Annotated in this window: 20 protein-coding genes; 13 read left to right on the top strand and 7 right to left on the bottom strand. The window is 54.7% G+C overall.

Annotated features, from left to right (window positions below):
- Positions 1 to 75: 75 nt before the first annotated feature.
- The 8 genes from rfaQ (at position 76) to coaD (ending at position 8,110) form a co-directional block, all read left to right on the top strand.
- Positions 76 to 1,155: a putative lipopolysaccharide heptosyltransferase III gene (rfaQ, locus tag GYRE_RS05365; protein ID WP_038253630.1), complete on the top strand. Its 1,080-nt coding sequence runs from the start codon at positions 76 to 78 to the stop codon at positions 1,153 to 1,155.
- Entirely contained in the window at positions 1,152 to 2,285 is a 1,134-nt protein-coding gene (locus tag GYRE_RS05360; RefSeq protein WP_038253627.1) for a glycosyltransferase family 4 protein, read from the top strand. Before rfaQ ends, GYRE_RS05360 begins: the two co-directional genes overlap by 4 nt.
- A complete protein-coding gene (locus tag GYRE_RS05355; protein WP_038253625.1) occupies positions 2,282 to 3,394 on the top strand; it encodes a glycosyltransferase in 1,113 nt (370 codons plus the stop codon). The genes GYRE_RS05360 and GYRE_RS05355 overlap by 4 nt, the downstream gene beginning before the upstream one ends.
- A 16-nt stretch (positions 3,395 to 3,410) precedes the next feature.
- Complete coding sequence (locus GYRE_RS05350; RefSeq protein ID WP_006817770.1) at positions 3,411 to 4,397, top strand: glycosyltransferase; 987 nt, start codon at positions 3,411 to 3,413, stop codon at positions 4,395 to 4,397.
- Positions 4,398 to 4,427: 30 nt separating this feature from the next.
- Positions 4,428 to 5,507, top strand: a complete 1,080-nt coding sequence (locus GYRE_RS05345; protein ID WP_006817771.1) for a glycosyltransferase family 9 protein — start codon at positions 4,428 to 4,430, stop codon at positions 5,505 to 5,507.
- 76 nt (positions 5,508 to 5,583) lie between these two features.
- Complete coding sequence (waaA, locus tag GYRE_RS05340; RefSeq protein WP_038253622.1) at positions 5,584 to 6,858, top strand: lipid IV(A) 3-deoxy-D-manno-octulosonic acid transferase; 1,275 nt, start codon at positions 5,584 to 5,586, stop codon at positions 6,856 to 6,858.
- Entirely contained in the window at positions 6,858 to 7,628 is a 771-nt protein-coding gene (locus GYRE_RS05335; RefSeq protein WP_006817773.1) for a glycosyltransferase family 2 protein, read from the top strand. The genes waaA and GYRE_RS05335 overlap by 1 nt, the downstream gene beginning before the upstream one ends.
- Positions 7,629 to 7,630: 2 nt before the next feature.
- The gene (coaD, locus tag GYRE_RS05330; protein WP_006817774.1) at positions 7,631 to 8,110 is read left to right on the top strand and encodes a pantetheine-phosphate adenylyltransferase; all 480 of its coding nucleotides are present in this window, start codon (positions 7,631 to 7,633) and stop codon (positions 8,108 to 8,110) included.
- Here the strand turns inward: coaD and mutM are convergent, their stop codons facing one another.
- The 4 genes from mutM to radC all read right to left on the bottom strand — a co-directional run bounded on the left by mutM (position 8,111) and on the right by radC (position 10,329).
- Positions 8,111 to 8,920 carry a bifunctional DNA-formamidopyrimidine glycosylase/DNA-(apurinic or apyrimidinic site) lyase gene (gene mutM / locus GYRE_RS05325; RefSeq protein WP_038253619.1) on the bottom strand — a complete coding sequence of 270 codons (810 nt, stop codon included), beginning with the start codon at positions 8,918 to 8,920 and terminating at the stop codon, positions 8,111 to 8,113.
- Positions 8,921 to 9,016: 96 nt separating this feature from the next.
- Positions 9,017 to 9,184 carry a 50S ribosomal protein L33 gene (rpmG, locus tag GYRE_RS05320; RefSeq protein WP_003024094.1) on the bottom strand — a complete coding sequence of 56 codons (168 nt, stop codon included), beginning with the start codon at positions 9,182 to 9,184 and terminating at the stop codon, positions 9,017 to 9,019.
- Between the two features lie 20 nt (positions 9,185 to 9,204).
- A complete protein-coding gene (gene rpmB, locus GYRE_RS05315; RefSeq protein ID WP_000091955.1) occupies positions 9,205 to 9,441 on the bottom strand; it encodes a 50S ribosomal protein L28 in 237 nt (78 codons plus the stop codon).
- Between the two features lie 216 nt (positions 9,442 to 9,657).
- Positions 9,658 to 10,329, bottom strand: a complete 672-nt coding sequence (gene radC / locus GYRE_RS05310) for a RadC family protein (protein ID WP_038253613.1) — start codon at positions 10,327 to 10,329, stop codon at positions 9,658 to 9,660.
- Positions 10,330 to 10,504: 175 nt separating this feature from the next.
- Here radC and coaBC point away from each other — a divergent pair, with 175 nt between their 5' ends.
- From coaBC to slmA, 3 genes are all read left to right on the top strand, one after another.
- Positions 10,505 to 11,716, top strand: coding sequence for a bifunctional phosphopantothenoylcysteine decarboxylase/phosphopantothenate--cysteine ligase CoaBC (gene coaBC, locus GYRE_RS05305; RefSeq protein WP_112471519.1), 1,212 nt, complete (start codon positions 10,505 to 10,507; stop codon positions 11,714 to 11,716).
- Positions 11,694 to 12,152 carry a dUTP diphosphatase gene (dut, locus tag GYRE_RS05300; RefSeq protein WP_006817779.1) on the top strand — a complete coding sequence of 153 codons (459 nt, stop codon included), beginning with the start codon at positions 11,694 to 11,696 and terminating at the stop codon, positions 12,150 to 12,152. The genes coaBC and dut overlap by 23 nt, the downstream gene beginning before the upstream one ends.
- Positions 12,153 to 12,270: 118 nt before the next feature.
- Positions 12,271 to 12,867 carry a nucleoid occlusion factor SlmA gene (gene slmA / locus GYRE_RS05295; RefSeq protein ID WP_006817780.1) on the top strand — a complete coding sequence of 199 codons (597 nt, stop codon included), beginning with the start codon at positions 12,271 to 12,273 and terminating at the stop codon, positions 12,865 to 12,867.
- Positions 12,868 to 12,906: 39 nt separating this feature from the next.
- Here the strand turns inward: slmA and pyrE are convergent, their stop codons facing one another.
- Positions 12,907 to 13,548 (bottom strand): orotate phosphoribosyltransferase, encoded by a 642-nt coding sequence (pyrE, locus tag GYRE_RS05290; protein ID WP_038253609.1) that lies wholly within the window; start codon positions 13,546 to 13,548, stop codon positions 12,907 to 12,909.
- A 59-nt stretch (positions 13,549 to 13,607) separates the two neighbouring features.
- Complete coding sequence (gene rph, locus GYRE_RS05285; RefSeq protein ID WP_006817782.1) at positions 13,608 to 14,324, bottom strand: ribonuclease PH; 717 nt, start codon at positions 14,322 to 14,324, stop codon at positions 13,608 to 13,610.
- Between the two features lie 126 nt (positions 14,325 to 14,450).
- Between rph and GYRE_RS05280 the strand changes: the two genes are divergently transcribed.
- Complete coding sequence (locus GYRE_RS05280; RefSeq protein WP_006817783.1) at positions 14,451 to 15,314, top strand: YicC/YloC family endoribonuclease; 864 nt, start codon at positions 14,451 to 14,453, stop codon at positions 15,312 to 15,314.
- 208 nt (positions 15,315 to 15,522) lie between these two features.
- Complete coding sequence (locus tag GYRE_RS05275; RefSeq protein ID WP_038253607.1) at positions 15,523 to 16,140, top strand: trimeric intracellular cation channel family protein; 618 nt, start codon at positions 15,523 to 15,525, stop codon at positions 16,138 to 16,140.
- On the opposite strand, the gene ligB is transcribed toward GYRE_RS05275, so the two are convergent.
- Positions 16,134 to 17,816 carry an NAD-dependent DNA ligase LigB gene (ligB, locus tag GYRE_RS05270; RefSeq protein WP_038253819.1) on the bottom strand — a complete coding sequence of 561 codons (1,683 nt, stop codon included), beginning with the start codon at positions 17,814 to 17,816 and terminating at the stop codon, positions 16,134 to 16,136. The two genes, GYRE_RS05275 and ligB, sit on opposite strands and share 7 nt — an antisense overlap.
- Positions 17,817 to 18,032 lie beyond the last annotated feature (216 nt).

The raw sequence follows: 18,032 nt of genomic DNA, 5'->3' as shown, positions 1-18,032 counted from the left end.
AGAGCAACACAACGCTTCTCTCAATCCATCTAATCACCTAAAATCAGGGATTGGGCCTCAGGCGAAGAGTAGAGCATGACCGTAACCACATCGTCCCGCACACTATCAACACCTCACCGCATTCTGATAATTAAGCTGCGCCATCATGGTGATATGCTGCTGGTTACTCCCGTCATCAACGAGCTAAAACAGCAATACCCGAATGCCGACATTGATGTTCTTCTCTACGAAGAAACCCGGGACATGCTCGCCGCCAATGCCAGTATTCATCGTATCTTTGCCATCGATCGTAAATGGAAAAAAGCAGGGGTACGCTACCAGCTAGGACAAGAGTGGCAGCTACTACGCCAGCTCCGTAGCCAGCGTTATGACATCGTATTAAACCTTGCTGACCAGTGGCGTAGCGCCATCATCACGCGTATAACCGGCGCGCCGGTACGGCTGGGGTTTGCATTCCCGAAAAGAGATCATCCCTTCTGGCGCTATTGTCACAGTGAGCTGGTTTCTACCGAAGGCCACAGCAACATGCACACCGTTCGGCAGAACCTGTCGATTCTGGCTCCGCTGTTTACCCTTCCGGCTACCGCGGCTCACGCCACGATGGCATACAGTGACGATGACTGGCAGCAGTGTGCTGCGAAATTACCTGAGCAGGTGGCGGCGCGCTACGTGGTGGTTCAGCCAACATCGCGTTGGTTCTTTAAGTGCTGGCGCGAAGGGCGGATGAGTGAAGTCATCAACGCGCTGACCGCTGCCGGCCATTACGTCATTTTAACCTCAGGACCCGATGCCAAAGAGAAAGAAATGGTCTCGACTATCCTGAACGGCTGCGATGCGGAAAAAGTCATATCACTCGCGGGCCAGCTTACGCTGCGTCAGCTGGCGGCGCTTATCGATCATGCCACGCTGTTTATCGGCGTCGACTCAGTGCCAATGCACATGGCCGCCGCGCTGCAAACCCCGCTGATTGCTCTTTTTGGCCCCTCTAAGCTCACTTTCTGGCGCCCCTGGCAGGCCAAAGGGGAAGTTATTTGGGCGGGAGACTTCGGCCCGTTGCCCGATCCCGATGAAATTGATACCCGCACGCAGGAACGCTACCTGGATCTGATCCCCTCTCAGGTGGTCATTGACGCGGCAAAAAGGCTACTGGCATGAAAAAATATCGTTTAGCCATCGTCAGGCAAAAATATCGCCCGGATGGTGGTGCAGAACGCTTTGTCTCCCGGGCGCTCGAAGCTCTGGATGCCCACAATCTGGAACTGAACGTCATCACTCGCGAATGGCAGGGTCCGGTCAAACCGGAGTGGCATATTCACATCTGCAACCCGTTCAAATGGGGGCGCATCAGCCGCGAGCGCGGGTTCGCCGATGCCGCAAGAACGCTCTGGCAAAACGAGCAGTTCGACCTGGTACAAAGCCATGAGCGGATCGCCGGGTGCGATCTCTACCGCGCAGGGGACGGGGTTCACCGCCGCTGGCTTGAACAGCGATGCCGGATCCTACCCGGCTGGCAGCAAAAGCGCCTGCTCAACGACCGCTATCATCGCTATGTCATGAACGCTGAAGCAGAAATGTACGCCTCGGCGGAACTGCGTGGCGTTATCTGTAACGCCGCCATGATAAAACAAGAAATCATGGAAGATTTTGGCATTCCGGATGAGAAAATCAGGGTGATTTATAACGCCATTGATAGCCAACGTTTTCTTCCGCCTGAAGAAGCACAACTGCAGGCACTGCGTCAGCAATGGAATATTCCCGCAAACGCCACCTGCCTGGTGTTTGTTGGCTCGGGCTTTGAGAGAAAAGGTCTGAGCGCCGCCATTCAGGCCATTGCGCCGGGTAACCAGTATCTGCTGGTTGTCGGTAAAGATAAGGACGAGAAGCGCTATCAGTCACTGGCGCGCACGCTGCATTGTGAAGATCGCGTCCGCTTCGTTGGCGTACAACAGAATACCCTGCCGTTCTATCAGATGGCTGACGGGCTGCTGTTGCCCACAATGTACGATCCCTTCCCTAACGTGATTCTGGAAGCCATGGCCTGCGGATTACCGGTCATTACCTCTACCCATTGCGGTGGTTCGGAGTTTATCCGCGAAGGGGTTAATGGCTACGTGTGCGACGCGCTTGATATCTCTGCGCTGCAAAATGCGGTCAATGCGCTGCCCGCTCGTGCGCTGGGCTCAAATGCAGGGGTGCTGGCCCGGGAGCGCGTTCTTGAGTGCAACGCCGGACGCCTGTCGGCGGAGCTCATCGATTTCTACCAGACACTGCTGGGGGATGCATGAGGATATTATTCATCATTGATGGGCTACCCGGCGGTGGCGCCGAGAAAGTCGTTCTGACCCTGGCGCAGCAGTTTTTGCAGGAAGGAGAAGACGTCTCTCTGTTTTCACTACGCAATGTCTGCGACTATCCGCTGCCGGAAGGCCTCGATTATCAGGTTATCGCCGATCGCTGCCGCTCCCCATGGCGAAAGCTGACGGAGCTGTCGCGTCGCGCTGCCCAACTCGATACCGCCATTAACGATGCAGAGGCAAAGGCGGGAAAATTCGATCTCGTACTCTCCAATTTGCATAAGACAGACCGTATCGTCGCCCGCAGCCAGCAGCTTCGGCAGCATAATTTGTGGTTCTGCCTGCACGGCGTCTTCTCCGCCTCCTATCTCGGCAAGCGTAGCGGTTTCGATCGCTGGCTCAAGAAACAAAAAATTAAGCGGGTGTATGACAGGCGCAATATTGTCAGCGTTTCAAACGCGGTTGGAAAGGACTTGCTCGATGCCTTTGGTATCACCCCAGCACGGCTGGAAACCATCTACAACCCATTTGATATCAACGACATTAAGCAGAAGGCCGAGACGCCATGCGAAATGGCCGGTGAGGACTATTTGATCCATGTGGGTCGTTTTCATCCGGCTAAGCGTCATGACCGGCTGATAGAGGCCTACGCCAAAAGCGGAATCACCGCCCCACTGGTGCTGGTTGGCCAGGGTAAACCCGAGCAGGAAGAGAAACTGCGATCGCTTTCGGCCTCACTGGGCGTCAGCGACCGGGTGCTGTTTAAAGGCTTCCAGGTCAACCCACTACCGTGGATTAAAAACGCCCGTATGCTGATTGTTAGCTCAGATAGCGAAGGGTTCGGAAATGTTTTGGTCGAAGCCCTGATACTGGGCACATCAGCGGTCAGCACACGCTGCCCCGGTGGCCCGGCGGAGATACTCACCGGGCCACTCGCCCGCGGCCTCTGTGAACTCAACAGCGATGCGCTGGCTCAGACCATGCAAAGCATTTATCATAATCCACCCACGATTAATCCAGCGGCCTTAGTACAATTTGATGTTAAGGCTATTTGCCAGCAATACCGGCTGCTTGTCGCTAAAACTAGCGCTGAGCGGTGAGACTGACAGGTTGTCCATGAACAATACTCCATTACTCAGCATCGTTGCCGCGGTCTATAACGGCGAGAAATTCCTCGACAGCTTTTTCGTCAACATTGAGGAGCAGCAGTTAGACAACGTAGAAATCATCATGGTGAATGATGGTTCAACGGATTCTACCGCCGCCATTCTTGAAAAATGGAAAGCCACCTTCAGCGGTCTTAAAGTCGTTAATCAGAGCAATCAGGGTGTTTCTGCCGCCCGAAATTCTGGCCTGGTTCTGGCAACCGGTAAATACCTCACTTTCCCGGACATTGATGACAAACTCTACCCAGGAATGTATCAAACGCTGCTGGAAATGGCGGAAAAAGGAAACCTTGATGTCGCGACCTGCAACGGGCGCTATGTCTATGAAGACAACCGTCCGGCCCAGCCTATTTTCCCGCTTGACCGACTGTCATCGACTGAGGTGATGCCGGGTCATCTGTGGTTAAAGAAAGCGCTGGATTCCCGCAAGTTTCTTCACGTTACCTGGCTTAATATCTATCGCAGTGCATTCATCGCCGAACATGGTTTTAGTTTTGAACCTGGACTGCGTCATCAGGACATTCCGTGGACAACTGAAGTATTGCTTGCCGCTGAACGGGTGCAATATACCGACAAACAGTTTTACGATTACTATATTCATTCTGAATCGGTATCACATAAGCCCGATACCGACGATACGCTTATCCGCTCTGCGCATCACTACATGAAAATCCTTGAAATGCTGGAAGCAATTAACCAGCGTTACGCCGACAAAACTCGTAATATCAAAGCCTGCCATTGGCAAATTGCCAAAGAAGGGTTAGGAATTATTCATACCATTGATGAGATGAAAGATCGCACAAAACAGCAGGGTCTGATTCGCGAGTTTTTCGAGCGCGGCATCTGGCAGCTTATCTGGAAGAATGCCCACGACCTGCGTTTACGCTGGAGACTGGGACGCCGGTACTTCCGTCTGAAAAAAATGCTGAATAACTGACCCCTGATACTGGACGTGTTCCGGAGATATATGAGCAAAATTGCGAAACAGCTAGGAGCAGGGCTTTTCCTGTCGCTCCTGAAAGTGACCGGCTATAGCGTAAAAAAGATCAGCCGCTTTCCCGAGCAGGAAAAACTGCACACTATCGCTATCTTCTCTACCACCGCGTTAGGTGACTTCCTCATCAATACGCCTGCTATTATGGCCATCAAGGCACGCTGGCCCGAAGCAAAGCTGCTGCTGGTGATGAATAAGCGCAATAAGCTGCTGGCTGAAGGTAGCCCGCTTTTTGACGAGATAATCTACTGGAACGGCAAGGCTAACGATGTTCTGCCGCTGGCAAAAACGCTGCGTGAGCGTCGTGTTGAAGCCACCTTTATTCTCCATTCGCGCGCGCCGTACGACATCGTTGTGGCGTCCCTCGCCCGCTCGCGCTATATCTTCAAAGACGTGTATTACAGCGACTATCAGGGTCGTCAGGATTTTGCGCTTGCCCGCTACCTGTCAGCCTTTTATGACAACCGGCAGAATGGCAATATTCATCATATTCATCAGAAAACCGAGCTGCTGGAGTCGGTCGGCATTGCCGTTCCTTCAATGGCTATGGTGATCCCTGTGCCATTCACTCCAGACGTTTTCAGCACACCAACCATCGGCATCCACGCCGGGGCTTCGACCCCCGATCGCTGCTGGCCGGCAGAAAAATTCGCTCAGCTGATTCAAAAACTCCTCAGCCACCATGAATCACTCAACATTGAGTTAATTGGCGCACCGGGTGAGAAGGCACTAAACCAGCGCATTATTGATAGCCTGCCTGACATCAGCGACAGAGTAAAAAACGTCGCGGGTGAGACGAACCTGCTGCAGCTGGCAGGAAAAATTGCGGGTTTCAAGGCTCTGGTGGTCGGCGATACTGGTCCGTTGCACGTCGCTATCGCAGTAAAAACGCCGACGGTTGGCTTGTACAGTGGTCAAAGCGCGGTCGATGGTGCGGCACCGCTTCAGGACCACGACATTCACCATCTGGTCCTTCCGGCAGATGAAAAACAGGGGCTCCGTGGCATAGAGGTCGATGATGTTTATGCCGCGATTGAGCGTACTCTGGGTTAAAGCGCCTTAAGGGATAGCTTTAACCACGCTAAATGCTTAGAATTTGCCCGCCGAAACTAAAAAACGGATAACACACTTGGAATTGCTTTATACCGCCTTACTCTACCTGATTCAGCCGCTGGTCTGGCTTCGCCTGCTGCTTCGCAGCCGCAAGGCCCCCGCTTACAGAAAACGCTGGGCAGAACGCTACGGCTTTTGCAAAAACAAGGTAGCCCCGGAGGGTATACTCCTGCATTCCGTGTCGGTGGGTGAAACACTGGCGGCTATCCCGCTGGTTCGCGCACTGCGCCACCGCTATCCGACGTTGCCGATTACCGTCACCACCATGACACCGACCGGCTCCGAGCGCGCCATGTCCGCGTTCGGCAAAGATGTTCACCACGTCTATCTGCCTTACGATCTGCCCTGCGCCATGAATCGTTTCCTTGATACCGTGCGTCCTAAGCTGGTCATCGTGATGGAAACCGAACTGTGGCCGAACATGGTTTCCGCGTTACATGCGCGCAAAATTCCCCTGGTTATCGCCAACGCGCGTCTTTCAGAGCGTTCAGCGAAGGGTTACGGCAAGTTGGGCGGCTTTATGCGTCGCCTGCTGGCAAAAATAACCCTGATTGCCGCGCAGAATGAAGAGGACGGCAACCGCTTCCTCGCCCTCGGACTGAAGCGTAACCAGTTGGCTATCACCGGCAGCCTGAAGTTTGATATTTCCGTGACGCCTGAGCTGGCGGCTCGCGCCGTCACTCTGCGCCGTCAGTGGGCCGCGCGCCGTCAGGTATGGATTGCGACCAGTACCCACGATGGCGAAGAGCAGATAATCCTCGAAGCGCATAAAACGCTGCTGAAGACCTTCCCGGATCTGCTGCTAATTCTGGTACCCCGTCACCCTGAACGCTTCCCTGATGCCCGCCAGATGGTGCAAAAAGCAGGCCTGAGCTTTACCCTGCGCAGCACCGGCGAAATCCCGTCAGGCAGCACTCAGGTGGTGATTGGCGATACCATGGGCGAACTGATGCTGCTGTACGGCATTGCCGATCTCGCTTTTGTGGGCGGCAGCCTGGTCGAGCGCGGTGGGCATAACCCTCTGGAGCCTGCAGCTCATGCCATTCCGGTCCTCATGGGCCCGCACACCTTTAACTTTAAAGATATCTGCGCGCGCCTGCAGCAGGCGGACGGGCTTATCACCGTAACCGATGCCAATTCGCTGGTGAAAGAGATTTCTAATCTGCTCACCGATGAAGACTATCGCCTGTGGTATGGGCGCCATGCGGTGGAAGTGCTGCATCAGAACCAGGGCGCACTGACCCGTCTGCTTCAGCTTCTGCAACCCTATTTGCCCCAGCGGAGCCACTAATGTCCAGACGCCTCTCCGTGGTGATGATCGCCAAAAATTCGGCAGATCTGCTGCCGGAGTGTCTGGACTCCGTTCAATGGGCCGACGAAATCATCCTCCTTGACTCCGGCAGCAACGACGATACCGTCGCGCTGGCGCAGAGTCGGGGAGTGAAAGTGTTCGAAGATCGCGACTGGCAGGGCTACGGCATTCAGCGCCAGCGCGCACAGGCGTACGCCACGGGTGACTACGTGCTGATGATCGATACCGACGAGCGCGTCACCCCTGAGCTTAAAACTTCACTACAGCAAACGCTCACCGCTCCGCAGCCAGGTGCGGTTTACAGCATTGCCCGCCGAAACTACTTCCTTGGCCGCTTTATGCGCCACAGCGGCTGGTATCCTGATCGCGTACTGCGCCTCTACGAACGCGAACGCTGGCAGTACAACGACAAGCTGGTGCATGAGTCTCTTGAGTGCGGCAAAGCCCAGGTGATCCCGCTTCAGGGTGACCTGCGTCACCTAACCTGCCGTGATTTCGGTGCGTTCCAGCAAAAACAGCTGGCGTATGCCACCGCCTGGGCTCAGGAACGCCACCAGAAGGGTAAAAAAACCTCTCTCGCCGGTATCTTCGGCCATACGCTCGGCGCCTTCGTGAAAACGTTGCTGATTCGTGGTGGTATTCTGGATGGCGCACAGGGCTGGCTACTCGCCGTCGTGAATGCCCAGTATACTTTCAACAAATACACCGAGCTGTGGGCCCTGAACCGCGGCTACTCAGAGAAAGCGTAAGCATGAGTACAAAAGCGATTTATCCGGGGACTTTCGATCCGATTACCAACGGTCATCTCGATATCATCACCCGCGCCGCCAGCATGTTCGACACGGTGATACTGGCGATTGCCGCGAGCCCGAGTAAAAAACCGATGTTCACTCTCAACGAGCGAGTTGCGCTTGCTGAAGATGCCGTTTCGCATCTGGATAACGTAGTGGTGATGGGTTTCAGCGACCTGATGGCGAACTTCGCCCGCACCCAGCAGGCGAATATCCTGATCCGTGGTTTACGCGCGGTCGCCGACTTTGAGTATGAAATGCAGCTGGCGCACATGAACCGCCACCTGATGCCGGAGCTTGAAAGCGTGTTCCTGATGCCTTCGAAAGAGTGGTCGTTTATCTCCTCTTCGCTGGTAAAAGAAGTGGCGCGCCACCACGGTGACGTCACCCATTTCCTGCCACCGAAAGTGCATCAGGCGCTGCTGGCTAAAATCAAGTAATCACTTCTGACAGCGGCGGCAGTAAAACGTCGCCCGCTGCGCATGCTTCGTAGCCACAATCGGTTCCCCGCACACCCGGCACGGCTCCCCTTTGCGTCCATAGACCTGTAGCTCCTGAGCAAAATAGCCCGGCTTCCCATCGCTTTGCAGGAAATCCTTGAGGGTAGTGCCCCCCTGCTCAATAGAACGCAGTAGCACCGCCTTAATCACCCGCACCAGCAGCTCACACTCATCATGCGACAACGACGAGGCCAGTCGATCGGGGTGGATCCCGGCGGCAAACAGGGATTCACTGGCGTAGATATTACCCACCCCTACCACCAGCTTGTTATCCATCAACCAGGGCTTTATTGCCGTCTTCTTCTTCGCGCATTTCTGTTGCAGATACTGTGTGTTAAACGCCTCGCTTAACGGCTCAGGACCGAGATGGGCGAGCACAGCATGCCCCTCAAGCGTTGGCGTCCACAGCCAGGCGCCAAAGCGGCGGGGATCGGTGTAGCGCAGCACTTTGCCGTTGCTGAGCACCAGGTCAACATGGTCATGCTTCTCGGCGGGGAGTTCAGCGGTCAGAATGCGCAGGCTCCCGGACATTCCAAGATGAATGATTATCCAGCCGTCCGGCAGTTCGAGCAGCAGGTATTTCGCGCGGCGCTGCACGCTCAGTACCGGTTTATCACTCAGGCGATGGATTTCGTCGGAAACGGGCCAGCGAAGCCGTCCGTTACGGACAATAGCGTGCAAAATGGTTGCGCCAACCAGATGGGGTTCAATACCACGGCGGCTGGTCTCAACCTCGGGTAACTCAGGCATAGCAACTCCGATGGTTTTTCTGATGTCTCTAATATGGGGACGCCCAGAAAACAAAAAACCCCGCCGGGGCGGGGTTTTTCGCTAAGAAAACTAAAATTATTTGATTTTAGCTTCTTTGTACAGAACGTGCTGACGGACAACTGGATCGAACTTTTTCAGTTCCAGTTTTTCCGGCTTAGTACGTTTGTTCTTCGTGGTGGTATAGAAGTGACCAGTACCAGCAGAAGAAACCAGCTTGATTTTCTCACGAATACCTTTAGCCATGATTTATTTCCTCTTAGTACTTAGTACTTTTCGCCACGGGCACGCAGTTCAGCGAGAACTGTATCAATGCCTTTCTTATCAATAACACGCATACCTTTAGCAGATACGCGCAGGGTGACAAAACGCTTCTCGCTCTCAACCCAGAAACGGTGAGAGTGCAGGTTCGGCAGGAAACGGCGTTTAGTCGCGTTCAGTGCGTGGGAACGGTTGTTACCGGTCACCGGACGCTTGCCAGTAACTTGGCAGACTCGGGACATGTCTATTCTCCAAAAATCAAATTAGCTCGAGCTTCGTATGGGGTATTGGCGCCTCGTCAGGCTTCTCAGCCTGGTTATCGCAGTTCTAAGTGAACTCTCGACTGCCAGGCCCAAATGCCAAACCCGAGATTCTCAAAGGTGGCGTAGTATACGCTGACTCGGCGATGTGCTCAAGTCCCGAACAGACAAAGATCCCGATGGATCGCGCGAACAGGCTTAAATCCAGCCGCGTTCCGCGAAGGAAACCGTCTTTCCACGTCCAATAACCAGGTGATCGAGCACGCGAATATCCATTAAATTACAGCATTTAACAATCCTGTCGGTAATAATTTTGTCAGCTTTACTGGGCTCTGTATAGCCCGACGGATGATTATGGGCGAGGATCAGCGCCGCAGCGTTTATTTTGATGGCTTCTCGTACAATTTCGCGCGGATGCACTTCCACATGGCTGACCGTTCCAGAAAAAAGCCGGCTGTGCTTGATTAACCGGTGCTGGTTATCAAGAAAAATCACCATAAAGATCTCGCGTTTTTCATCCGCCAGCTGGCTTTGCAAAAACTCCCGGGTCTTTTGCGAGCTGCTGATCGGGTCCATCACGTTTTCATGCAGGCTGAAGCTGAAGTAACGACGGGCCAGCTCGGCAATCCCTTTCAGCTGAGTAAAGGTGGCAACGCCCATCCCGTAGGCCTGGGTGATATCTCGCTGCTCTGCTGCCAGTAGCCCATACAGTGAACCAAAATGGCTCAGTAATGACCTCGACCAGCTCATCACGTCCTGCTGCCGGGTCCCGGTGCGTAAGAACAGCGCCAGCAGCTCGGCATCAGAGAGCGTCTCAACGCCGTTTCGCAGCAGTTTTTCTCTGGGCAACATCCCTTCACTCACTTCCATCGTACCCTCCTTGTTTTCAAGCTGCATCATGGTGGCACAGGGTTTTTCGCCCGACGATGGCCTTTTTTCACTCTTGCGTAGCCCCTCGCAAAGTGAATCTGCCACAAGCGCACGAGTGCGAAAGGATTGTGATAAAATGCGCGCATCTGAGGTATCCCCACAGGAAAGAATCATGATGAGCCTGGCTGGTAAAAAAATCGTTCTCGGCGTCAGCGGTGGTATCGCCGCTTATAAAACCCCGGAGCTGGTCCGTCGCCTGCGTGAGCGCGGCGCAGACGTTCGCGTGGCAATGACCGACGCGGCGAAAGCCTTTATCACCCCGCTAAGCCTGCAGGCGGTATCGGGATATCCGGTATCCGACAGCCTTCTGGACCCTGCCGCAGAAGCCGCTATGGGCCACATCGAGCTCGGCAAGTGGGCAGATCTGGTGATTCTTGCCCCAGCCACGGCCGACTTAATAGCTCGCGTTGCTGCCGGTATGGCAAACGATCTGGTCTCCACCATCTGCCTCGCGACACCTTCACCCGTCGCCGTGGTCCCGGCGATGAACCAGCAGATGTATCGCGCCGCGGCAACCCAGGAAAACATAGCGCGTCTGGAATCCCGCGGGCTGCTAATCTGGGGCCCGGACAGCGGTAGCCAGGCCTGTGGCGACGTCGGTCCTGGTCGCATGCTCGATCCGTTGGCCATTGTTGATCTGGCCGCTGAGCACTTCGCGCCTGTCAACGATCTGCAACATCTCAACATCATGATTACCGCGGGCCCGACACGTGAGCCGCTGGATCCGGTGCGTTACATCACCAACCACAGCTCCGGGAAGATGGGTTATGCCATTGCGGCAGCGGCAGCAAAACGTGGTGCCCACGTTACGCTGGTGAGCGGGCCGGTAACGCTGCCCACTCCGCCACGAGTTAAACGTATCGACGTCTCCACCGCACTGGAAATGGAAGCGGCGGTGCGGTCTGGTGCACAAAAGCAGCACATTTTTATCGGTTGTGCGGCGGTCGCTGACTACCGTGCTGCCATCGTTGCCGATGAGAAAATTAAAAAGCAAGGCGATGAATTAACGCTAAAAATGGTAAAAAACCCCGACATTGTTGCAGGGGTTGCCGCGTTAAAATCACAGCGGCCATATGTGGTAGGATTTGCCGCCGAAACAAATAATGTGGAAGAATACGCCCGGCAAAAACGTACCCGCAAGAACCTGGATTTGATTTGCGCCAATGACGTATCTCAGTCAAATCAAGGGTTTAATAGCGACAATAACGCGCTGCACCTTTTCTGGCAGGATGGAGATAAAGTCTTGCCGCTTGAGCGCAAAGCGCTTCTGGGCCAACTATTACTGGACGAGATCGTTACCCGTTATGATGAAAAAAATCGACGTTAAGATTATGGACCCGCGTGTTGGCAACGAATTCCCGCTGCCAACCTATGCCACCTCCGGTTCTGCCGGACTTGACCTGCGTGCCTGTCTTGATGACGCCGTAGAACTGGCACCGGGAGCAACAACTCTGCTGCCGACCGGCCTGGCTATTCATATCGCCGACTCGTCACTGGCGGCGGTCATTTTACCGCGCTCTGGTCTTGGCCATAAGCACGGTATCGTGCTCGGCAACCTGGTTGGTCTTATCGATTCCGACTACCAGGGTCAGTTGATGGTTTCCGTCTGGAACCGTGGTCAGGACAGCTTCACCATCGAACCTGGTGAACGCATCGCCCAGATGGTCTTTGTTCCTGTTGTTCAGGCTGAATTCAATCTGGTCACCGACTTTGACGCTACCGACCGCGGCGAAGGCGGTTTTGGCCACTCAGGACGCCAGTAAACAGCCGATTAAGCATTCCGCTGCGTAATAATGCAAACACAAGCCGCAAACACCAGTTTGCGGCCGCGGCGATGATGGCTGCCCGGCATTTGTTTATTTTTCAGGGGTATTTTAGAACATGGCAGAAAAACAAACTGCGAAAAGGAATCGTCGCGAGGAAATACTTCAGTCTCTGGCGCTGATGCTGGAATCCAGCGATGGCAGTCAACGCATTACTACGGCTAAGCTGGCCGCTTCTGTCGGCGTTTCCGAAGCGGCGCTGTATCGCCATTTCCCCAGCAAAACCCGCATGTTCGATAGCCTGATCGAGTTTATCGAAGACAGCCTGATAACCCGCATCAATCTGATTCTTAAAGATGAGAAAGATACCTCTGCGCGCCTGCGCCTCATCGTGCAACTGATTCTCGGTTTCGGCGAGCTGAATCCGGGCCTGACCCGAATCCTCACCGGACATGCGCTGATGTTCGAGCAGGACCGTCTGCAGGGCAGAATCAACCAGCTTTTCGAACGTATTGAAGCGCAGCTGCGCCAGGTACTGCGAGAGAAGAAGATGCGTGAGGGTGAAGGCTACCAGACCGATGAAACGCTGCTGGCAAGCCAGCTGCTGGCGTTTTGTGAAGGGATGCTGTCGCGTTTTGTCCGTAGCGAATTCAAGTATCGTCCGACCGATGACTTTGATGCCCGCTGGCCGTTAGTGGCAGCACAGCTACAGTAACCTGGTTGCCCGGCGACATCATGCCGCCGGGCAATGATTTTACACCCCGTAAGCTTCCCGGTATGCACGTACCGCCGCCAGATGTTCCGCCATTTCAGGCTTCTCTTCCAGATACGCAATCAGGTCTTTCAGGGTGACGATGGAAATCACTTTGCAGCCATAATCACGCTCAACTTCCTGAATCGCTGAAATATCGGCACGGCCACGCTCCTGGCGATCAAGAGAGATAAGCACGCCTGCAAGCGTTGCGCCCTGCGCCTGAATAATTTCCATCGATTCACGAATAGCGGTGCCTGCGGTGATGACGTCGTCCACCAGCATTACGCGGCCCTGTAGGGCGCTGCCCACCAGAGTACCGCCCTCACCGTGGTCTTTGGCTTCTTTACGGTTAAAGCAGTACGGATAATCGCGGTCATGATGCTCAGCTAACGCCACGGCAGTCGTGGTCGCGATAGGGATCCCTTTGTAAGCCGGGCCAAACAGCAGGTCGAACTCAATGCCTGAATCCACCAGCGCTTCTGCGTAGAAGCGGCCCAACAGTGCCAGATCACGCCCGGTATTAAACAGGCCGGCGTTAAAGAAATAGGGGCTCTTGCGCCCGGATTTCAGCGTAAATTCGCCAAACTTGAGTACCTGCTTGCTAAGCGCAAATTCAATAAACTGGCGCTGATACGGTTTCATGGATTCGCTCCTCATTTTCTACAGACAAAAAAAAGGCGACTTCTCAGTCGCCTTTAAAACTAATTTTCTAACGCCGCTTTCTGCGTCGTGATAATGGATTCAATTCCCCCTCGGGCCAACGCCAGCAAGGTGAGAAGTTCTTCGTGGCTGAACGGTTCGCCTTCGGCGGTACCCTGAACTTCGATGATGCGCCCGTCTTCGGTCATCACCACGTTCATGTCCGTCTCGGCTGCTGAATCTTCAACGTATTCCAGGTCGCACAGCGCTTCGCCGTTAACAATACCTACGGAAACGGCCGCCACCATCCCTTTCATTGGGTTAGTTTTCAGTTTACCTGCCGCCACCAGCTTGTTCAGCGCGTCAGCCAGTGCCACACAGGCACCGGAAATAGAAGCGGTACGGGTACCACCATCAGCCTGAATGACGTCGCAGTCGAGGGTGATAGTGAACTCGCCGAGGGTTTTCAGATCAACTGCGGCACGCAGCGCGCGAGCGATAAGACGCTGAATTTCCATGGTACGACCGCCCTGCTTCCCTTTCGCAGCTTCACGCGCGTTACGGGTGTGGGTTGCACGCGGCAGCATGCCGTATTCTGCGGTGATCCAGCCCTGCCCCTGGCCTTTCAGGAAGCGTGGTACACCCTCTTCAATAGAGGCGGTACACAGAACTTTGGTATCACCAAATTCGACCAGCACGGAGCCTTCAGCGTGTTTAGTGTAGTTACGGGTCAGGGTTACGGGGCGCACCTGATTAGCGCTACGGCCTGCTGGACGCATAATGATTTCTCCGGCTTGAAACGAATGTGGCTGCGCATTATACGGATTAAACGCTCTTATTCCTATCCCGTGAAGCCCCGGAAAGCTATAATCCCCCCATCTCTTCGTTAAAAAACAGGAACGTCTATGATCCGCAGTATGACCGCCTATGCCCGGCGTGAAATCAAGGGCGAATGGGGCACTGCCGCGTGGGAACTGCGCTCGGTAAACCAACGTTATCTGGAAACTTATTTCCGTCTGCCGGAGCAATTCCGCAGTCTTGAGCCTGTCGTTCGCGAACGTATTCGTAGCCGTCTGACGCGTGGAAAGATCGAATGCAACCTGCGCTTTGAGCCTGATGCCAGCGCTCAGGGCGAACTGATTCTGAATGAAAAACTGGCTAAGCAGCTGGTGACCGCCGCTAACTGGGTCAAAATGCAGAGCGACGAGGGTGAAATCAACCCGGTTGATATTCTGCGCTGGCCGGGCGTCATGGCGGCTCAGGAACAGGATCTTGACGCGATTGCCACCGAAATTCTCTCGGCGCTTGACGGTGCACTGGATGATTTCATTGTTGCTCGTGAAACCGAAGGCCAGGCACTGAAAGCACTTATCGAGCAGCGTCTCGAAGGTGTCAGCACTGAAGTGGGTAAAGTACGTGCCCACATGCCGGAAATTCTTCAATGGCAGCGCGAGCGCCTGGTGGCGAAGCTTGAAGACGCCGAAGTCCAGTTGGAAAACAACCGCCTCGAGCAGGAGCTGGTGCTGATGGCGCAGCGTATCGATGTGGCTGAAGAGCTGGACCGTCTCGAAGCGCACGTGAAAGAAACCTATAACATTCTGAAGAAGAAAGAGGCCGTGGGTCGCCGTCTCGACTTCATGATGCAGGAGTTCAACCGCGAGTCGAACACCCTGGCGTCAAAATCCATTAACGCCGACGTCACCACCTCTGCCATCGAGCTGAAAGTGCTGATTGAGCAGATGCGCGAGCAGATCCAGAACATCGAGTAATGTCTGCGCGGGGTCTGAATATCGTCAGCCCCGCATTACTTTTTCTCAGTCATTATTTTCATCATTTATGACAAGCTCCCCACAACCAGCGCCGCAACGCCACCAAAGACATAAATAAAACTAATCAACTTCACTTCACGTGAGAAAATCTCAATCGTGATCATGCGCACAAAAAGCTAATCTGCCGCCATGAATTATGGGGGCGACTATGCTGTTACACATTCTCTACTTAATTGGTATCACCGCTGAAGCAATGACCGGCGCACTGGCGGCAGGCCGCCGCCGTATGGATACCTTCGGCGTGATCATCATTGCTACCGCCACCGCACTGGGCGGCGGTTCTGTACGCGACATCCTGCTGGGCCACTACCCGCTGGGTTGGGTGAAAAACCCTGAGTATGTCGTGATTGTCGCAACCGCCGCAGTGTTAACCACTATCTTCGCCCCGGTAATGCCACATCTGCGTAAGCTGTTTCTCGTGCTCGATGCGCTGGGACTGGTGGTGTTCTCTATTATCGGGGCGCAAATCGCCCTGGATATGGGTCATGGCCCTGTTATTGCCATCATTGCCGCGGTTATCACTGGCGTATTTGGTGGTGTGCTTCGCGATATGTTCTGCAAACGCATTCCGCTGGTATTCCAGAAAGAACTGTATGCAGGCGTCTCATTTGCCTCCGCCGTGCTGTACATCGCGCTACAGCATTACGTGAACAGTCACGACGTCGTGGTTATTTCAACGCTGCTGTTTGGCTTTACCGCCCGTTTGCTGGCGCTGCGCCTGAAGCTTGGCCTGCCGGTATTTGACTACAAGCACAACGTTCACTGAGGCAAAAAGCCGGCGATCTTCTGCTCCTGCAGCCATGCTGCAATACGCAGAACCTCCGGGCTACCCAACCACGCCATAATTTGACCAACCCGCCCGGCCCCCGTGCCGGGCTGTGCCAGCCACTCGGCTTCTCGTTTGAGCGTCACCGACAGCCATTTTTCCTCAGCAAGGTTTTTCAGCGTTTCTTGACTTAGCGGCATTCCCAACGCCACCAGCCATCGTTTCAAAGGCAGCTCACGAACCAGATTAAACTGGTGCCAGAGCTGCAGCCCTCTGGCGGCAGAAACGCCAGGCGTGTTTTGTAGTTGTTCCCGGGTCAGCGTCAGCCATGAAAAAAGATGTTTGAAACGATGTGCGCTGTGCAACGCACGCCAGGTCGCGGTACCAACGCCGGTCATATTTAGCGCCTGCGGTGTTCCGAGCCAGCTAAGACGCGACAAAAACTGCCCACTACACTGCGGCGAAGCAAAGTAGCAGGTCATGGGAGAGAACCATGCCTGCGGTGGCTGCGGTTTTTGGCGAACGACGCTACGCCACACCACACTATCAAGGCGTGGAATCCCCTGGCCCGCAAGGCTTATCAGCACCTGATCGCCGGGGGCTAAATCCAACGTCTGCCAGCGATTAACTGAGCCGATATTGACCCGCTTAACCTGTTTATCATCCAGTTGAAGCGGCTCCAGTTCAGCCACCACCGCAATTTTACCGCTGCGCCCGACGTTGAAACTCACCTGCTTCACTTCCGCCACCTGCGCCACCGGCGGGTATTTCCACGCGGCAAGCCAGGTCCCTTGTCCGGGCAGCCAGAGCTGGCCCGCAGGTTCTTTTGTCGTTCTCAGCACCACGCCGTCCGTGACAAAGGGCAGCGGCGAGCGAAACCAGCGCTCACGCTGGGCTTCTGCCTGCGCGAGCGTTTGCACTGGCAGCGTGTATTCATCTACCCATGCAAACCCAGCCTTCGACAACAGTGCCGTCCGTTCAGCCATCGTCTGCGGGCCGTCGGGCCATGCCCAGACAAAAAACGACATCTCGGGAATTGGGGCTGTGGTCTCCCGCCGCATCATCGCCCCAGCGACTTTTGCCCGCGCGTTCATGCCCCCCATCTGCTGTTGTCTATGTGCCTCACGACGTAAAAAAAGCTCCCCCTGTAGCACACTGTTTGCAAGCACGCCGGTCAGAGTCTGCGGAATAGCGGTAATCTGCCGGGTACGAGCCGTCCAGTCTTCTCCTTTAAGTCCATCGCCGCGGCTAATTGCCTGCATGAGTCTTCCGTTGCGATACACCAGGGTCATGGCCACACCGTCCACTTTCGGCTGGATCCAGACCTCGGGTTTATCTTTAAGCCAGTTTGCTACCGCCGCACGGTCAGCCAGCTTCTTTACCCCAGTGTGTGCTACCGGATGAACGATGGTCGCCGTCGCTGTAGCTAACGGAGCCTGCGTTTGCGTCTCACCACCAAAACAACGTTGCCACTGCGCCAGTCGGGCCGCGAGCTGATCGTACACGCTGTCGTTAATTTCGCTTTTCCCTTGCAGCCAGTAGGCTTCACTCCATTGCTTCATTTGCGCGTTTAACGCTGTCATCTCATGCCCGGCACGGGCAGGCGACCACGCCGGGCACACCGCCTGCACTGAGCCGCATAACAGTAAACTTAACCCCCAACGCCATGTTTTCATCATCCCGCCCCCTTTCTCGCAATAAACGGGATTAAATGCGGAACGGGGAACAAGTGCGATAAGACAAATAAAGCATTGCGTAGCGGCTTCCAGGGTTTCTCCTTTTTTGCACTAACCCGCAAAGAAATCAGGAAAAGCGCTCGCAAAATGCAATCACCAGATGCAAATAATGTGACAAAAACTACGTCAGCGGGCCGCGGCGTGTATAATAGGCTC

The organism is Yokenella regensburgei ATCC 49455 (genome assembly GCF_000735455.1).
GTDB lineage: Bacteria > Pseudomonadota > Gammaproteobacteria > Enterobacterales > Enterobacteriaceae > Yokenella > Yokenella regensburgei.
The sequence above is the reverse complement of the archived record's forward strand: the minus strand, read 5'-3'. Positions and strand labels throughout refer to the sequence as shown.